We start from the raw sequence: 15,089 nt of genomic DNA, 5'->3' as shown, positions 1-15,089 counted from the left end.
AATTACTTTTTCACGCTGGCAGATTTTTCCGCGCGCTGGCGACGCAGCTCTTTCGGATCAGCAATCAGCGGGCGGTAAATCTCCACGCGATCACCATCGCGCACCACATCCTGTAGTTTCGCTGGTCTGCTGTAAATACCGACTTTATTAACGTTCAGATCGATATCGTCACGAAGATCCAGCAAACCCGAAGCCAGAATCGCCTGTTCAACGGTTGCGCCATCATCCAACGTCACCCGTTGCAGATACTGTTTTTCTGGTAAAGCATAAGCGACTTCAACGGCAATCTTACCCGACACGGTAAACCTCTTTCGCCCGAAGGGTGAAGGCCTGCACCATATTTGACGCCAGCTCTTTAAAGATGCGACCAAACGCCAGTTCGATAAGCTTGTTGGTAAACTCGAAATCGAGCTGGAATTCAATGCGGCAGGCGTCGGTACTGAGCGGCGTAAACGTCCAGCCACCGATCAACGACTTGAACGGGCCATCCACCAGGTGCATCAAAATGCTCTGGTTGGTTTCCAGCGTATTGCGTGTGGTAAAAGTCTTGCTGATCCCGGCCTTGGAAACATCCACGGCGGCGGTCATCAGCGTCGGCCCGGACTCCAGCACCCGGCTACCTGTACAGCCCGGCAGAAACTGCGGGTAGGACTTTACATCGTTCACTAACTGATACATTTGTTCTGCACTATAAGGAACCAGCGCAGTCCGGCTAATCTGAGGCATTCGGTTCTTCCACGTTCACACAATCGACAAATAATAACATCTCCCCAGGATGAAAGGAAAACGCTACGCCGGAACTCATGCTAAGATAACGCGTTAAACCTCACAGGACGCAATGAGGTCAGTTTCAGATATCAGATTACCGGATGGCTTCACGACATATGACGAAGAAAAAAGCATATAAACCTGGTTCAGCAACCATCGCGCTCAACAAGCGCGCCCGCCATGAATACTTCATCGAAGAGGAATTTGAAGCCGGGCTGGCATTGCAGGGCTGGGAAGTAAAATCCCTGCGCGCCGGTAAAGCAAACATTGGCGATAGCTACGTTATTCTGAAAGACGGCGAAGCCTTTCTGTTTGGCGCCAACTTTACACCGCTGACCGTGGCATCAAGCCACTATGTTTGCGATCCAACCCGCACGCGCAAACTGTTGCTTAACCAACGCGAGCTCGATTCACTCTACGGACGCATCAACCGCGAAGGTTACACCGTGGTGGCGCTGTCGCTGTACTGGAAAAATGCCTGGTGTAAAGTGAAAATCGGCGTGGCGAAAGGTAAGAAACAGCACGATAAACGCTCCGATCTGAAAGAGCGCGAATGGCAGCTTGATAAAGCACGTATCATGAAAAACGCCGGACGCTGATAGCGCCCAACTCCGCCCTCTCACGCCGGGAGAGGGCATGATTTCCCGTTTGACGCTCCCTTATCGCCTCGTTCTGGTTATTCCTCTTCGTACTCCGTGTACACAGTCCCCCGAAAAGAATACTGCTGCGATATGGACTGGTATGCTGCTTCATAAAAGTGTTATACTCGCTTCACACTTTTGGGGCTGATTCTGGATTCGACGGGATTTGCGAAACCCAAGGTGCATGCCGAGGGGCGGTTGGCCTCGTAAAAAGCCGCAAAAAATAGTCGCAAACGACGAAAACTACGCTTTAGCAGCTTAATAACCTGCTTTGAAGCCCTCTCTCCCTAGCCTCCGCTCTTAGGACGGGGATCAAGAGAGGTCAAACCCAAAAGAGATCGCGCGGATGCCCTGCCTGGGGTTGAAGCGTTAAAACTAATCAGGCTAGTTTGTTAGTGGCGTGTCCGTCCGCAGCTGGCAAGCGAATGTAAAGACTGGACTAAGCATGTAGTACCGAGGATGTAGGAATTTCGGACGCGGGTTCAACTCCCGCCAGCTCCACCACTTTTTAGTTGTTTGAAGTACAATGAAGTCTACTAAGCCCGCACAGCACAAGCTCTGCGGGCTTTTTCATGTCTATTGTCGTCCAGTGAGAATTGCTGAGAACTATCACTTATGGCACCCTGAATGGGACCCACAACGAAGGGTCCAAAAACCGAGGGTCCCAAAATGGCAAAAATCGCTAAGAAGCTCACTGACACTGAAATCAAAAGCACCAAGCCAGCCGACAAAGAAATCAACTTGTTTGACGGTGATGGTTTGATCCTACGAATCGCCCCCCTCTCGAAAGGAGGGAAGAAGAATTGGTATTTCAGGTATGCAGTGCCGGTGACCAAAAAGCGAACTAAGGTGAGCTTAGGAACATATCCTCACCTTACACTGGCAAGAGCCAGAGCCCTACGAGATGAATACCTTTCCTTGCTTGCCAATGGCATTGATCCTCAAATCCATAACAACGATAAAGCTAATGCCTTAAAGAATGCTACTGAACACACTCTCCAAGCCGTGGCAAGGAAATGGTTAGATGAGAAGGTAAAGACATCAGGTATCTCACAAGACCATGCAGAAGATATCTGGCGAAGCCTGGAGAGAAATATCTTTCCCGGCTTGGGTAATGTTCCTATCAATGAGATCCGACCTAAACTCTTAAAGCAACATCTTGACCCTATTGAGCAACGAGGAGTCCTCGAAACTTTACGGCGAATCATTTCCCGATTAAATGAAATTTTCCGTTATGCAGCAACTGAGGAACTTATCGAATTCAATCCGGCTGACAACCTTGGGCAACGGTTCAGTAAGCCTAAAAAGCAGAATATGCCTGCATTACCCCCTTCCGAGTTACCCCGCTTCCTATTGGTGTTAAACAATGCCTCTGTTCGTTTGGAGACACGATTGCTGATTGAATGGCAGTTACTGACCTGGGTTCGTCCTGGTGAAGCTGTTCGCACAAGATGGGCTGATATAGATATCGATAACTCAATGTGGAACATCCCGGCTGAGTTTATGAAAATGAAGAAGCCTCACAAAGTTCCACTAAGCAAAGAAGCTTTGAGAGTCCTGGAGTCAATGAAAGCGATAAGTGGGCATCGTGAATGGGTGTTTCCAAGCATAAAGGCTCCTCTTAACCATATGCATGAACAAACAGCTAATGCGGCCATAATCCGTATGGGCTTCGGAGGTGAGCTTGTAGCCCACGGTATGCGATCCATCGCTAGAACGGCTGCTGAGGAGTCTGGACAGTTTAGGACTGATGTCTTAGAAGCCGCCCTTGCCCACTCGAAGAAAGATGAAATAATTGCCGCATATAATCGCGCAGATTATCTCGCAGAACGAGTGGTTCTCATGCAGTGGTGGAGTGACTATGTTCAGGCTCAAAAGCTAAAAGCGATTGCGGCCTGATTATATAAAAACAATTAATTTTTTAAATGAATTATAAAAATGAATGCATATAAAAATGAGAATCTCACATCATAAAAATTTATGAAAGACTGGATCTATCAATTTAATTAAAAGTTGGATCGCAAATAATTGTCAGTACAATCCAACTTAAAACTTCATTTTTCATATTTAGTTAAAGTAAACAGACAATTCTTCAAAAGAAAATCGTATATTTCCTTGACCCTTTTATAATTTGAAATGCTGTCATCCCTGCGTGCATTACATCGAAAACCTCTATACCTAGATGTGGAAATTATTATTTCCTGCTTAGCCCTTGATAACGCCACATAGATGGCACACTTATCTTCGAAATTTTCAGAAGAATATTTCCAAAAAGCTTGATCCTCAACCCCAAGAAAAATAACAACTTTGTATTCCAACCCCTTTGATTTGTGTATATTCATTATATGTATACAATTTTCTGCAATAAACATTTTGGATGCTTCCACTAATGAATTTGTAATATCAATAGTATACCTAAGATGACTCTCCAATTTACTCCAAAGTTTATCTCTGAATGATTTTGATTTATACTGCCCCCATTTAGAAATAAATTTACTCCACCCTATAAATTTTAATGTCTTATTAATTTTACTTAATATACAATCAGCACTCGGAGCTTCGTCAATTTCTAACTTATAAATAGAGATCAGATCGGATATTTTATTAATAAGTTTTGACTCTTGTTCATCTCCCCTATCGACATTATTTAACTCTAAGTACAGTTCACAAAATTCATTATAACTTGAATGAGATTTATCAGTATAAATTCTAAATAGACATGCAAAGAATTTACCTAAAGGTTCTTTTAGAGCATCCTGAAGTTCTGTCATGTCTAAATTATTTATCCCTACCTGTGTTAATTTATCTCTTAAAACTGATGTATACAAAGATGACTGCTGTTTAGTTAACACACATATGTCTTTTTCATTGATACCTGAATCTATCATGCCTTTCAATTTTTGTACTAAATTATCAGCCTCTTCATATTCATTATTATAAACATGTATAGAACAGTTCATTGGTTTTGTGTTAACTGTCATCGAACTATCAGATGATTGTATAAAACTTACAAAACAGGTTAAAACATCTTGAATTTCTTTACTCGAACGGTAATTTTTTAACAAAAACTTATCTTTTGCAGAGAAATCCCTCCGAAAATCTTTAAATACTGTTGGAGAGGCATCGGCCCAAAGCATTATACTTTGATTTATATCCCCTACGGCATTCATTACAGTATTATTTTTTTGGAATAAGAGCTTTAATAATTCGTACTGATCAAATCTTGTATCTTGAAATTCATCGACAAAAACATGGCTATAACTAATTGAAAAAATTTTTGCAATATCTGGTCTTGTTTTAATAATTCTAATTGCAAGAGTTCTAATGTCATTGAAACTGATTTTATCTTTCCCGTTAGAATTTTTTTGTTCAAACTCTATATCATAACCTTTATCAGGTCGATCTTTAACAGGTAAAACGTTTTTAAATCTATCGACAATACTTTTACAAAATGCGTCGAAAGTATAAGAATCAAAGCGATTACCAGTAGCTCCACATCGCTTCATGATTCGCTCTTTAATATTAACCTGTGCTTCTTTTTTCGTCGAAAGACATAATATTCTTTTAGGCCACGGACAAATGCCAGTTTGCAGCAGATAATTAGCTTTTTGAGCAAGAAACTCTGTTTTACCTGCCCCAGCTCCAGCCAATATAGAAACAGAACTAACCTCTTTAATCAAATCTAATAATTCGTCAGTAGGTTCAACACCTTCAGATAATGCCCAGCCACTAGTCATTCTATTATTTCCTCTGCAATCTTAACAACTTTGTCCAACAAGCGAGTTAACTCTGGTGGTAATTTCTTAATTATTTCGTCTTCAGAATATTGGTCTTTAATTAATGACAACATTCTCAAATGTGACGCAGGTTTACTTTTGTTGGATAAAAATCTGTATCTGTACCAAAGGAATTTGTTTAAATAACCATCGCCAAAGTTGTAACGAATACCTGTATTACCACTTTTTAGAACAGCATCTATCAAAGTTTTCTCTTTTCCTAACGGAACTAGATTGGGCCCCTGTTCACTATATGCATTATCCTTAGAACAATAGATATCAGGGAATGCATTAATCATGGAATAGTCTATATCTAGAGGAGAGGAATAAAATACATTACACTCTTCAAGCTCACTCAACAGCACCCTTGAGGCTTCATCAGCTTTTCCAACATTATAATTAATTGAAAAGCTTAATGGATTGTTTGGAGAGTCCCACGCTGGAATGATTTTAATAATTGAATTATTAACATAAATACTGTCACTGCTACCATGTGTGATAATTTGTTCGACAGCATATTTCATTCTGCCAAAGCCGCCACCATTTCTATCTATATCTAAATCAAGTAATGTTATATATGGAATTTTGAGAGAATTTAATAATCGCCAAAAATGATTAACGTGTCTACCACCTAATGGAACGACAGATATGCAATTCGCATCAATATTTCTTGAGTACATTTCAATCAATTCTGGAAGGATAATTTCTTCGCTATCTCCCTCACCAAATATAACAAGTTTGGAAAAATATATTTCAGGATAGGCTTTAACTGCTTCTTTAACAAACTTTGAATGTTCATCTTTATCATCTGGAAGTGAAAGTTCACATACAATAGTACATTTACTGTCATTATCTAATCTGAAATGTCGGATCTGCTCAGGCTCAATCCTACTTAAAATAGATGCGGAGTGAGATGATATAATAACTTGGCAAAAATCATAACTGCCGTATTCTTTCACTAAAGATATTATTCTACCTAAATAATGTGGTGACAAATGATTTTCTGGTTCTTCAAGACAAATCATGCTGAATATCGGCAAACGTATTTTTTCGTGATTAAAGTTACATTCTTTGCCTTCGGATAAAAGTTTCCTGGTATTTCTATCTATATCAAACATCGCTTTTATGAGAGAAAAATATACCAGTGATTTTTGGCCATCGCTAAGCCTGTCAACACTAACCCTGTTACCTAACTCATTCGGATTAAACTGTAATTGCAATAATTTCAATATCTCATCAACATTAGAAATTGGGAATTTAAGTTGTGCTTGAGATAAATATCTCCCCTTATACACACTTCTCCAACTTTTATTAATTGCATCGGCTATTTCTGAAAGAGCAGGATTGGTATCCGTCAATAGATTAAGAGCATTAGCCTGCTCCTCAAGCAATTTTTTATAATCACCTGACCACTCTATTGCTTTAAGCAATCTACCTAAAACTGCTTTTGAGGAATATTTTAACTGAATTAACGGGTCTCGATTGGCTGGAACATAATTCAACTGTATCGAGTTTCTAACTGCCGATGAGCATTTAGTCATATCACTTTCGTCAGGGTCTTTATCGCAGCAATTCAAGATCCATACATTTTCCTCTATGTCTCCTAAAGGATTTAGCTCATAGCTTAGTGTCGCTTCTAATCGAACCCTAAAAATAAGCTCACCAGCCTCATCATCAAAAGTTAAATGTTCTATTAATGGTGGTATGCTTAATTCTCCCTCACAAGGCTCAGGAAAATGGAACCATGCTTCTATTATAAGTGTTTTATCAGTTTCAGTTTCACTTTCTTCATCATTATGATAAAAATCATTATGTGATATTGTTCTAAGCGATTGGTCAACACTAAAAAGCTTGCACAATGCCTCCATGACAGTGCTCTTGCCTGTCCCATTTGACCCAATAAAGGTTGTGAGATTTTCATGAAAACATATAAGTTGAGGAACATCGTTTGATATGCTCTTAAATCCAGAGATGAAAACTTTGGTCAGTTGCATAATTTTTCCTTATCATGCTAATTAAAAGTATACAAAAACGGAATTTTTTAAATATTCGTTGGTTCTTAGATAGCTCTCCACTTTCCCCTGTCACCTTGCTAAGATATTCAATGCATTCAAAAGTTGTGTATCCAGTGTTTCAGTTATGGGTAAAGGTAAATAATTTGCTTGGCGGTATTTTTTGATGGATGCTCGTGTTGTGGGTCCCATAATCCCATCAATAATCCCGTCGTAATACCCCTTATCAAAAAGGGCAAACTGAACACGCATGATCAATCTTTTTCTCTTCTCCGAATCGGCAGATAAATTCCCAATTTGAGATCGAGTATTTGCTGAGGATGCTGAGTTCGTTGAGCCGGAAGATAATACTCTGCTTGATGAGGAAGGAAATTCAGAACCACTATTGGACGTGGATGAGCCATAAGATTTAGGATAATAAGGAGTCGAACTTCCACCATAGTACCCACCACCAGACGAAGATCTATGGGAACTATGGCTTCGATGAGAGCTATGACTACGGTGTCCTGCAATGTAGAAAGGAACTTCCGTGTTAAGTGGAGCTATAACTAAATCATGCTCATTAAGAGTCATACCGGGCAAATCACTTGCACCAGTGGAGGAATCACTTGCCCATACAGAATGATTGAGTGCTAAAAATCCCGGAAGCAGAGCAGCGAAGTTAAATTTTTTCATAAAATTGGTCTCGGTGGTTGATGAAAACGGCCTTTTGATGAACTGAAATAACCAGCACAGGAAGACTTCTGAGTACATTCATCACATTCTTTGGGATAGTAATTTTTCCAGTCAGAAATTGACAGAGTAGCAAATCTCCAAGCTCTTTCAGGAAGATGGCACAATGGGTAATTGAAGATTGTAAGTGGGATACCTGACCTTTGTGCTGTTCCTATGGCAGAGAGAATTTTCTCACTATAGCTATCATGTTCAATGAAGATTGATGACCAGTTTTTACGTGCCCAGCCAATAGATTCTAACCCCATAAGAGAAATCTGGTTGATATTGGAGAACACGCGACCAGCGAACTCTATGATTTTGTCCAGTTCCATATAGTTAGCCAGTGTAGGAATGATTCTTAACTCAATGTTGATTCCTGAGTTACCGGCATTGATAAGCCCCCTAACTGTCTCATTAAATGCCCCCTCACTTCCAACCAGATAGTCATGAACTGACGACCTTGAAGAATAAAGCGGAATACCGAAAGTTATTTTGAGCTTTTCGCTTCGCTCTTTCATTTGTTGAGTAAAACTGACATCTGCGAACTTCCGCCCATTGGTCAAGACATGCAAAGCTGTCTCAGGCGAGTTTTCGATTACGAAGTCGAGAAAGTGCAGGAAATCTTCGCCATACAGTAGAGGTTCTCCCCCACTCACTCCGACTATACCATTCAGTGAGAAAGAGGCGATGGCAAGTGCTGACTGGTTAAGAAGCCAGTCATCGTTTCCTGTCTTAGGGGGTTGCGAACAAAAAAGGCAACTGTTGTTGCACCTTTCAGTTACCAGAACAGTGTTATGGTTCGCTCTCCGTGACAAAATCACCCTAAGCATGTTGCCGTTGTTAATAATCCCTATATCACCATCTTCTATGGAATTGAAAAGATCAGTGCTCACAACGAAGTCTGCAAAATATGCAGGTAGTGGTATATCGGGTTGAGTTTTACTGACCAGTAAATTTGGCAGATAGAATTGAGGATTTTCGGGCTTAAATTTGCACAGGCGATAGAAACCTTGTTGAACCGGCAAGTCTGGTGAAAACCGGAAAATATCGTTTCTCAGCACTTCAGACATAAGCCCACCTTTGGAGCATTTCAGCCATCGGTCCATCCTGAGAGATTTCATTCAGCAGGAAGCGGAACATGCCTTTGTGATACTGGCAGAAAGTTGACCGACTCTTGTCACCAACAGGTTCGCCATGAACACTAATGTTCTGGCAAGGATCTGCCCCACAGAAAGGCTGATAAGCACAGGTATCGCATCCCGGCATAGCAAAATTGAATGAGGATGAGAGAGCGGAACGGTAGTATTCGTTGCTACTGAATGAGAGTGAGGCAAACTCTCCAGCACTGAAATCTGCTTCCGGATTTACTTTCTGAAGCATACGACTTTCATCACTACCGTAGACTTTACCGTCATAATTGAACAGGATGCAGTTCAACACGACTCCGCTTGGCGATTTTAGATCTGCATAACCACTGAAGCCCGTATTGAAAATTCGCTTGAGATGGATAGCAGCCGAGTGCTCAATGACAGGTACCCCCTTTTCATTCTGTAGCAACACTTCCTGCATTAACTCTTTATAAAAATCAAAATACTCTGGCATTGAAAAAGTGAAGCTCTGCTTCTGAGCAAACCCATAAGGACTAACAGGCCTAATAAACATGTCTGTAAGACCCAGAGACAAATGAGCATCTACTATGGAAGCTGGCTCTTTAGTCAGCTCCTTAGTAACTGTGGTAACCGTAGCTACCCGGTTTGCGCCAAGTTCTTCTGTGATTTTCCGAATACCAGTTACTGCTTTGTTATGAGCTTGAAAGTCAGTAAGGATGCGATTCTTGTTATGGACAGCTTCATTCCCATCAAGCGAGACCGAGAAGGTGATATTCCGCTCTTTAACCCATGAGAGGATGCTTTCATCGAGTAATGACAGACTTGTAGCAATCACCATTTCGAAAGCATCACTACCCAATGAAATCTCACACTCGTGATAGATTGACTGAACAAGATCGAACCTGAGAAGTGGTTCACCACCCTGTACTTCTACCTTGTAGGGAGGTGTACCTAGTTTCTTTATGGTGCTGACAATTTGCGGTATCAGTTTCGGGTTGAGATCATAACCATCAGCGGTTACCGATGCCCTGCTGACCTGGCAATATTTGCAAGTATGATCGCAACGAAGAGTAGGTACAATCATGAAGATTGGCCTGATAGCCAGTTCATTCATGAGTCGTTTGGCAAAAGCCGAACTTAGTGCATAAGGGGTAACGGAGGAAGATTCATCTCCGCAAATGAAAAGTTTGCTTTCAAGCCATGAGGACTGCTCTCTCCTGACATACCCGTTCGCCAGGTCAAGTAATTCCTGCTCATTCAAGAAATGATGGAAACCAGCCAGATTGCTGATGAACACATGCCCGTCAGGCAGCCTGTCAAAATTGAAAGGCATCAGTTTCATTATGAAAGCCTTCCATCAATGCTGTGAAGAACCTTACGAACTATCGCATCGCGCAATTGCCCGGTTTGGTGTTGAAGTTTCTCACGCAGCTTGTAATCGTTTAGGAGTCTTTCGAATTCAAATTCGCAATCCGTGCTATTTGTTTCGAAGAAGATGATCCAAGAGGATATATTCTCTTCGAGTTTCCATTGTGTGAATGGAGTCATCCAATACAGGGTATTGCGGATAACCCATTCAGAAAATTGATCTTTTTGAAGTGTCCTTTCCCACATTGCGATTACCTTCTAAAAGTAATAATCACGACCAGAAATGTAGTTGAATGCAGATTTTTCTTATTGATGAGATGTTACAACATTTTTGGCGAAAGTGTTACTAACTATGACAAAATCAGAAATGAAAGGGGGAACACCTCAGTTAGGCGGTTGACCTACATGATGCAGCAGTACTTTTTTCAAGGGTCAATACGTTGAAATATAGTAAAAAAGTGATGAAAAGTGTGTTCTAGCTAATTGATGGGATACATTTTGGTAAGATATGAGGGTTGTGTGATAGTTCTAGAGAACTAGGCACTCCAAAGATACTTAAAACCACACATTGGTTATTTACTCACCTTTACTTAATAGATACACTCTTTACACCAATTTAAATGACATAGATAGTGGTGATTGATATGACTAACAAGACTTCACCAGGGTGTGCAAAAGCAATACTATCGTTCTATGCTATTTCGATTTTTCTTACATTTATAGTAGGTATGTCAGATTTGATTTCCCCCTATCTTTACATAAAAATTTTCATTCCAATTTTCGTTTCCCTTTTGCTATATATTCTATATCTTGGAAAACGAAAAGTTATGAAATCTTTAAATGATTCAGTTCTATTTTCTTTTGCTACCATAGCCATGACGAAACCAATAGAGGATTTATTAAATAAAGCCTTAACAATCGATGTAACGATTACTGACCTAGACAAGTTTCTTCTTATTTTTTATCTTATGATTTCAATATTTTCTATTTTCAAAGCTCTGATTGCATTGACAGAACTATACGACAATATTACGAACTCAGAAGATAAGAAATAAAAAAAGAAGCAATCAATTTAGTTTTTAAACCTTAATCGTATAACCATAAGTAATGCAATAATTACAGGCCAACAAAGAAGAATTAAACACCCACTACCCAAAAGTACGTTATAGAAGGTTGGATATTTATCTTGATCCAGAAAGGCTACCCCACAGGCACATATAATTGAGTATATGACAAGTAAAATCAACAGCAATAATTCAGAGCATTCTTTTCCTTTTATCACAATTGATATATCAGAAGTAAATAAGTTGTTATTTTCCTTATTAGCACTGCTCTCTTTCTCTATATTTTTATAATTCATATTAGCACCTCACCGCATTATACAATCAATAAATACCACTTCTTTTTTTAAAGTCAATGAATAAACCATTAATAATTAATCGATAATACAATCATCATATACAAATAACAAAGTTATTTGTGATTCAATAAATTAACCAGTCGCTCTCGATCAGAAATGAGTTGTTGCTTAATATGATAATGACCTCTATTCTTATACCTCGTATCAAAAGAATTAAATGTTGTTAATGATGATAATCTCTGCAATCTTTTATCTCCTAACTTTTCAGATAGCCAAGCCTGAATTTCAGCATTGAAAATAATATGAACTTCATGAGACTTTCTGTGTAATGCAATAGCATTAACTTCTGTGACCTTAATAATATCCATTAAATCTTTATCAAATGTAACAATATTGGCTACATAAAAGGCAGTTTCATTTCCATCTACAATAGAATTAGTAAGTAAGTCCATCATTCTTACCATACTAAGATCTCTGGCACAATTTCTAATCTCATCTAATGGTCTTTTTCTATTTTGCAAGCTATGTAATTTTCGAGTAATCTGAGTTTTATTACTTCGAAATAAAATATCGGCACAAACAATCAACTCCCGGAACATAAAGATCGAAAGTTCACTGTCTGCAACATTTAATAACTCCTCAAACTTGTTCTCTGGCGAACGATTAGAACCATACTCAATTAGTTTTGCTTTAATAAGGATCAGTTCCATTAAGTCGGTTAGCGATTCCATATACGAAATATGCCCAAGCTCAATTTCTTTAAAGAATTGAGCTAAAAAAACATCTGCTTCTTCCTTAGCACTCAATTCATATTGCGGTCTAAATTCTTTACCCCATGAAAGGCTCAAAGGGTTATTCATCATTTTGATAGAGAAGATAGCACTAATCGTTTCTCTAATCTTTTCAATACTTTTTTCTGACTTATTATGGCTGGCTTCAAACAAATACAAATAAGGATTAAAATTCTTCATCTCTTCATGATCAAAATTTTCCTCCATAATATGACACCCTTTAATAACTTCATCCGTAGGGGTATCTTCATATGCAAAAGAGCGGATGTAACTTGCAGCATTTGAATCTAAATATGTTCCCATACCAATTTTAAATTCCAAAGTCCCAAGATTGGAAACTACTTCATTATCAATCACCCAAAGCGAGCTACCTCTGAAAACAGTTGAAACAAAACATCTATCGTCAAATAACTGCCTTCTTAGTTTAAAAGGTCCATCTTCTGCATAATCAGCATAAATAAATCTCCATTCCTTTAAAAACTCTCTATTCTCTGTATATCGATTCAAGGCTTCCAAACGACTTGCAGAAGCTCCAACATACTGCAGAGTTGTAATTAAATCGTATTGTTCACTACTTCTATTAAAATTCATTGCAAAGTACCTGAAATTTGATATTCATCATTTTAGAAAAAATTTTAACACAAGATATTTTCAACACCAACAGATTAGATGAAGCAAGAGCTAATTTATAGAAGCGGTTGCACCGTTCTATAAAGCTCTTGCTTTTCTTGCTTCCTTTCAGTCAGACAATAAAAGAACACCTACACAATCAAGGTTGCTGATTGACAAACTACTAATTAATTGTATAAATGATATATGAAGCATACGGATTATGCTTATCAATCAGTAACATATAAAATGGAGTTTATATGAAAGAGAGTATTTATACAGATAATATAGATCTATCCAAAACTTCCCGCCGTGGTGGTTTTAATAAAAGTAAAATTCCTTCAGAAGCAGTAAGAAGCTATTGTGTCAGTGTCCGATTGAATGTTGAAGAACTGCAACTCCTGAATATAAAGCGAGGCTCTTATAAAAAAGGAGAGTGGCTTCGTATGGCTTCGCTTCAAAAGTTGCCTCCTGTTATACCAACGATTAATACCAAAGCCTGGAAAGCTTTAACTGATATATCGCAAAAGCTAAATCGAATTGCGACCCATATCGATTGTAAAAGCAAGGACAGTCAGCTTACCCATACTGAATTGTTCGCTGTGAAGCGACAACTGGAAGAGCTTCGCACGAATCTTTTAAGTGACAGTATATGGAGCCTCCCGAATGAAGGGTATGCGAAAGATTCGCAGGGGTAAGAACTTTGCTGGTGTGGTCCAATACGCATTGAAGCCAGGTTCACATCATAAAAGTGATCCAATCGTTATTGGCGGGAACATGTTAAGTGGCTCTGCTCTTGAACTGATTTCCGAATTCAATGGCACAAAACAGCTTCGGCCAGATGTTCAGAAACCGGTTTGGCACAACTCGCTTCGCTTACCCAACGGTGAATCACTAACGAATGAACAGTGGTCGAGTATCGCAGATGACTATATGGAACGAATGGGATTCAGTGATACCCATCTCCGTTGCTATGTCTTACATGACGACGACGGTCAGCACATACACATTATCGCCAGCAGAATCGACATGGCCGATGGGAAGCTTTACTTAGGTAGGAATGAAAACCTCATCAGCACCCGGATTATCAGTGAAATTGAAATCGATCATAACCTGACAGTTACCAAGACTGCTCCTGCGATTACACCAAAGCAACCGAAGCGGAAAAAAATCTCTCGCAACGAACAGATGCTATCGGCTCGGACTGGTGTTCCCTCCCCTAAGGAAGCTCTCCAACATATCATTGATAAAAGTTTGACAGATACACCTGACCTTTTAACTTTTATCAAGAGACTTGAAGAAGCAGAGGTCGGCTGGACAGCGAATGTCGCAAGCACAGGTAAAATGAACGGCTTCTCATTCTCTTACCGCGATATAGCTTTCAAAGCTTCGCAGTTAGGTAAGGGTTACTCCTGGGTAAATCTCAGTAATCGGCTTAACTACAACCCCGACCACTTAGAAGCTTTACGAACCAACACACCGGCAAATGACCACCCTGCTCCTGCTCCTGCTCCTGCTCCTGCTCCTGCTCCTGCAACAGTTTTGAAAACCGCTGAGAGAAAGGAAAGTATCGGTAAAAAAATTGCAGAACTGGAACTACGGCTCAGAGAAGACAAACGGAACGAAATCGTAGAAAAGATCCTTCAAAAGAATGCAGCCAAACAGCAAAAGCATCTCAGGCTCACCGGCTGGATTCCCTTTTTACAACGGCTCATAGAGCTTCTCAGAAAATATGGAAAGAGCATCCTCCACAAGGTTCCTACAAACTTCTCAGAAGTCTATTCAACACATCATCTGAAACCTACAAGAAAAATTCGTTTATAGACAGCTAGTTGTAAACACCTTTCGTAACCTAACTCAATTGCTTAGTAATAAATTTGTGTTTAGTCAAGAAAATATTGATCGTTATTACAGATCGATAATCTAGTTATGATAGACAAT

General features: G+C 39.6%; 15 protein-coding genes and 1 other RNA gene. 6 read left to right on the top strand and 10 right to left on the bottom strand.

The features are described 5' to 3' along the window. Positions 1 to 2 precede the first annotated feature (2 nt). Together ACQ3G7_RS16825 and ACQ3G7_RS16820 are read right to left on the bottom strand one after the other, a co-directional pair. Entirely contained in the window at positions 3 to 299 is a 297-nt protein-coding gene (locus ACQ3G7_RS16825) for an RnfH family protein (protein ID WP_263099702.1), read from the bottom strand. Beyond that, positions 289 to 726 (bottom strand): type II toxin-antitoxin system RatA family toxin, encoded by a 438-nt coding sequence (locus ACQ3G7_RS16820; protein WP_263099701.1) that lies wholly within the window; start codon positions 724 to 726, stop codon positions 289 to 291. The genes ACQ3G7_RS16825 and ACQ3G7_RS16820 overlap by 11 nt, the downstream gene beginning before the upstream one ends. 158 nt (positions 727 to 884) lie before the next feature. Here ACQ3G7_RS16820 and smpB point away from each other — a divergent pair, with 158 nt between their 5' ends. The 3 genes from smpB (at position 885) to ACQ3G7_RS16805 (ending at position 3,308) form a co-directional block, all read left to right on the top strand. After that, a complete protein-coding gene (smpB, locus tag ACQ3G7_RS16815) occupies positions 885 to 1,367 on the top strand; it encodes an SsrA-binding protein SmpB (RefSeq protein ID WP_061493575.1) in 483 nt (160 codons plus the stop codon). Between the two features lie 182 nt (positions 1,368 to 1,549). After that, positions 1,550 to 1,913, top strand: a transfer-messenger RNA (tmRNA) gene (gene ssrA, locus ACQ3G7_RS16810). A gap of 165 nt (positions 1,914 to 2,078) precedes the next feature. Then, positions 2,079 to 3,308, top strand: coding sequence for an integrase domain-containing protein (locus ACQ3G7_RS16805; RefSeq protein WP_198903016.1), 1,230 nt, complete (start codon positions 2,079 to 2,081; stop codon positions 3,306 to 3,308). 155 nt (positions 3,309 to 3,463) lie between these two features. On the opposite strand, the gene ACQ3G7_RS16800 is transcribed toward ACQ3G7_RS16805, so the two are convergent. From ACQ3G7_RS16800 to hxsD, 6 genes are all read right to left on the bottom strand, one after another. After that, entirely contained in the window at positions 3,464 to 5,146 is a 1,683-nt protein-coding gene (locus ACQ3G7_RS16800) for a UvrD-helicase domain-containing protein (RefSeq protein ID WP_191120519.1), read from the bottom strand. Then, entirely contained in the window at positions 5,143 to 7,179 is a 2,037-nt protein-coding gene (locus ACQ3G7_RS16795; protein ID WP_332148315.1) for an ATP-dependent nuclease, read from the bottom strand. The genes ACQ3G7_RS16800 and ACQ3G7_RS16795 overlap by 4 nt, the downstream gene beginning before the upstream one ends. 90 nt (positions 7,180 to 7,269) lie before the next feature. Further along, positions 7,270 to 7,872 (bottom strand): His-Xaa-Ser repeat protein HxsA, encoded by a 603-nt coding sequence (gene hxsA, locus ACQ3G7_RS16790; protein WP_332148316.1) that lies wholly within the window; start codon positions 7,870 to 7,872, stop codon positions 7,270 to 7,272. After that, positions 7,869 to 8,981 carry a His-Xaa-Ser system radical SAM maturase HxsC gene (gene hxsC, locus ACQ3G7_RS16785; RefSeq protein ID WP_332148317.1) on the bottom strand — a complete coding sequence of 371 codons (1,113 nt, stop codon included), beginning with the start codon at positions 8,979 to 8,981 and terminating at the stop codon, positions 7,869 to 7,871. Before hxsC ends, hxsA begins: the two co-directional genes overlap by 4 nt. Beyond that, a complete protein-coding gene (hxsB, locus tag ACQ3G7_RS16780) occupies positions 8,974 to 10,362 on the bottom strand; it encodes a His-Xaa-Ser system radical SAM maturase HxsB (protein ID WP_332148318.1) in 1,389 nt (462 codons plus the stop codon). The genes hxsC and hxsB overlap by 8 nt, the downstream gene beginning before the upstream one ends. Beyond that, positions 10,362 to 10,634, bottom strand: coding sequence for a His-Xaa-Ser system protein HxsD (gene hxsD, locus ACQ3G7_RS16775; protein ID WP_332148319.1), 273 nt, complete (start codon positions 10,632 to 10,634; stop codon positions 10,362 to 10,364). The genes hxsB and hxsD overlap by 1 nt, the downstream gene beginning before the upstream one ends. 398 nt (positions 10,635 to 11,032) lie before the next feature. Here hxsD and ACQ3G7_RS16770 point away from each other — a divergent pair, with 398 nt between their 5' ends. After that, a complete protein-coding gene (locus ACQ3G7_RS16770; RefSeq protein ID WP_332148320.1) occupies positions 11,033 to 11,443 on the top strand; it encodes a hypothetical protein in 411 nt (136 codons plus the stop codon). A gap of 17 nt (positions 11,444 to 11,460) precedes the next feature. Here ACQ3G7_RS16770 and ACQ3G7_RS16765 read toward each other — a convergent pair whose 3' ends face one another. Continuing rightward, positions 11,461 to 11,748 (bottom strand): hypothetical protein, encoded by a 288-nt coding sequence (locus ACQ3G7_RS16765; RefSeq protein ID WP_332148321.1) that lies wholly within the window; start codon positions 11,746 to 11,748, stop codon positions 11,461 to 11,463. Between the two features lie 113 nt (positions 11,749 to 11,861). Further along, positions 11,862 to 13,130, bottom strand: a complete 1,269-nt coding sequence (locus tag ACQ3G7_RS16760) for a hypothetical protein (RefSeq protein ID WP_332148322.1) — start codon at positions 13,128 to 13,130, stop codon at positions 11,862 to 11,864. A gap of 278 nt (positions 13,131 to 13,408) precedes the next feature. On the opposite strand from ACQ3G7_RS16760, the gene ACQ3G7_RS16755 reads away from it, so the two are divergent. Beyond that, positions 13,409 to 13,846 carry a hypothetical protein gene (locus ACQ3G7_RS16755; RefSeq protein ID WP_332148323.1) on the top strand — a complete coding sequence of 146 codons (438 nt, stop codon included), beginning with the start codon at positions 13,409 to 13,411 and terminating at the stop codon, positions 13,844 to 13,846. Continuing rightward, positions 13,815 to 14,972 carry a relaxase/mobilization nuclease domain-containing protein gene (locus ACQ3G7_RS16750; RefSeq protein ID WP_430890646.1) on the top strand — a complete coding sequence of 386 codons (1,158 nt, stop codon included), beginning with the start codon at positions 13,815 to 13,817 and terminating at the stop codon, positions 14,970 to 14,972. Before ACQ3G7_RS16755 ends, ACQ3G7_RS16750 begins: the two co-directional genes overlap by 32 nt. Positions 14,973 to 15,089: the final 117 nt, after the last annotated feature.

This window comes from Kosakonia sp. N21 (genome assembly GCF_050587465.1).
GTDB lineage: Bacteria > Pseudomonadota > Gammaproteobacteria > Enterobacterales > Enterobacteriaceae.
This window is presented reverse-complemented; position numbering and strand designations above follow the sequence as displayed.

Excerpts from the sequence above, each read along its gene's own strand:
- ACQ3G7_RS16820 (WP_263099701.1), bottom strand. The coding sequence starts at position 726 with ATGCCTCAGATTAGCCGGACTGCGCTGGTTCCTTATAGTGCAGAACAA.
- smpB (WP_061493575.1), top strand. The coding sequence starts at position 885 with ATGACGAAGAAAAAAGCATATAAACCTGGTTCAGCAACCATCGCGCTC.
- ACQ3G7_RS16805 (WP_198903016.1), top strand. The coding sequence starts at position 2,079 with ATGGCAAAAATCGCTAAGAAGCTCACTGACACTGAAATCAAAAGCACC.
- ACQ3G7_RS16800 (WP_191120519.1), bottom strand. The coding sequence starts at position 5,146 with ATGACTAGTGGCTGGGCATTATCTGAAGGTGTTGAACCTACTGACGAA.
- ACQ3G7_RS16795 (WP_332148315.1), bottom strand. The coding sequence starts at position 7,179 with ATGCAACTGACCAAAGTTTTCATCTCTGGATTTAAGAGCATATCAAAC.
- hxsA (WP_332148316.1), bottom strand. The coding sequence starts at position 7,872 with ATGAAAAAATTTAACTTCGCTGCTCTGCTTCCGGGATTTTTAGCACTC.
- hxsC (WP_332148317.1), bottom strand. The coding sequence starts at position 8,981 with ATGTCTGAAGTGCTGAGAAACGATATTTTCCGGTTTTCACCAGACTTG.
- hxsB (WP_332148318.1), bottom strand. The coding sequence starts at position 10,362 with ATGAAACTGATGCCTTTCAATTTTGACAGGCTGCCTGACGGGCATGTG.
- hxsD (WP_332148319.1), bottom strand. The coding sequence starts at position 10,634 with ATGTGGGAAAGGACACTTCAAAAAGATCAATTTTCTGAATGGGTTATC.
- ACQ3G7_RS16770 (WP_332148320.1), top strand. The coding sequence starts at position 11,033 with ATGACTAACAAGACTTCACCAGGGTGTGCAAAAGCAATACTATCGTTC.
- ACQ3G7_RS16765 (WP_332148321.1), bottom strand. The coding sequence starts at position 11,748 with ATGAATTATAAAAATATAGAGAAAGAGAGCAGTGCTAATAAGGAAAAT.
- ACQ3G7_RS16760 (WP_332148322.1), bottom strand. The coding sequence starts at position 13,130 with ATGAATTTTAATAGAAGTAGTGAACAATACGATTTAATTACAACTCTG.
- ACQ3G7_RS16755 (WP_332148323.1), top strand. The coding sequence starts at position 13,409 with ATGAAAGAGAGTATTTATACAGATAATATAGATCTATCCAAAACTTCC.
- ACQ3G7_RS16750 (WP_430890646.1), top strand. The coding sequence starts at position 13,815 with ATGAAGGGTATGCGAAAGATTCGCAGGGGTAAGAACTTTGCTGGTGTG.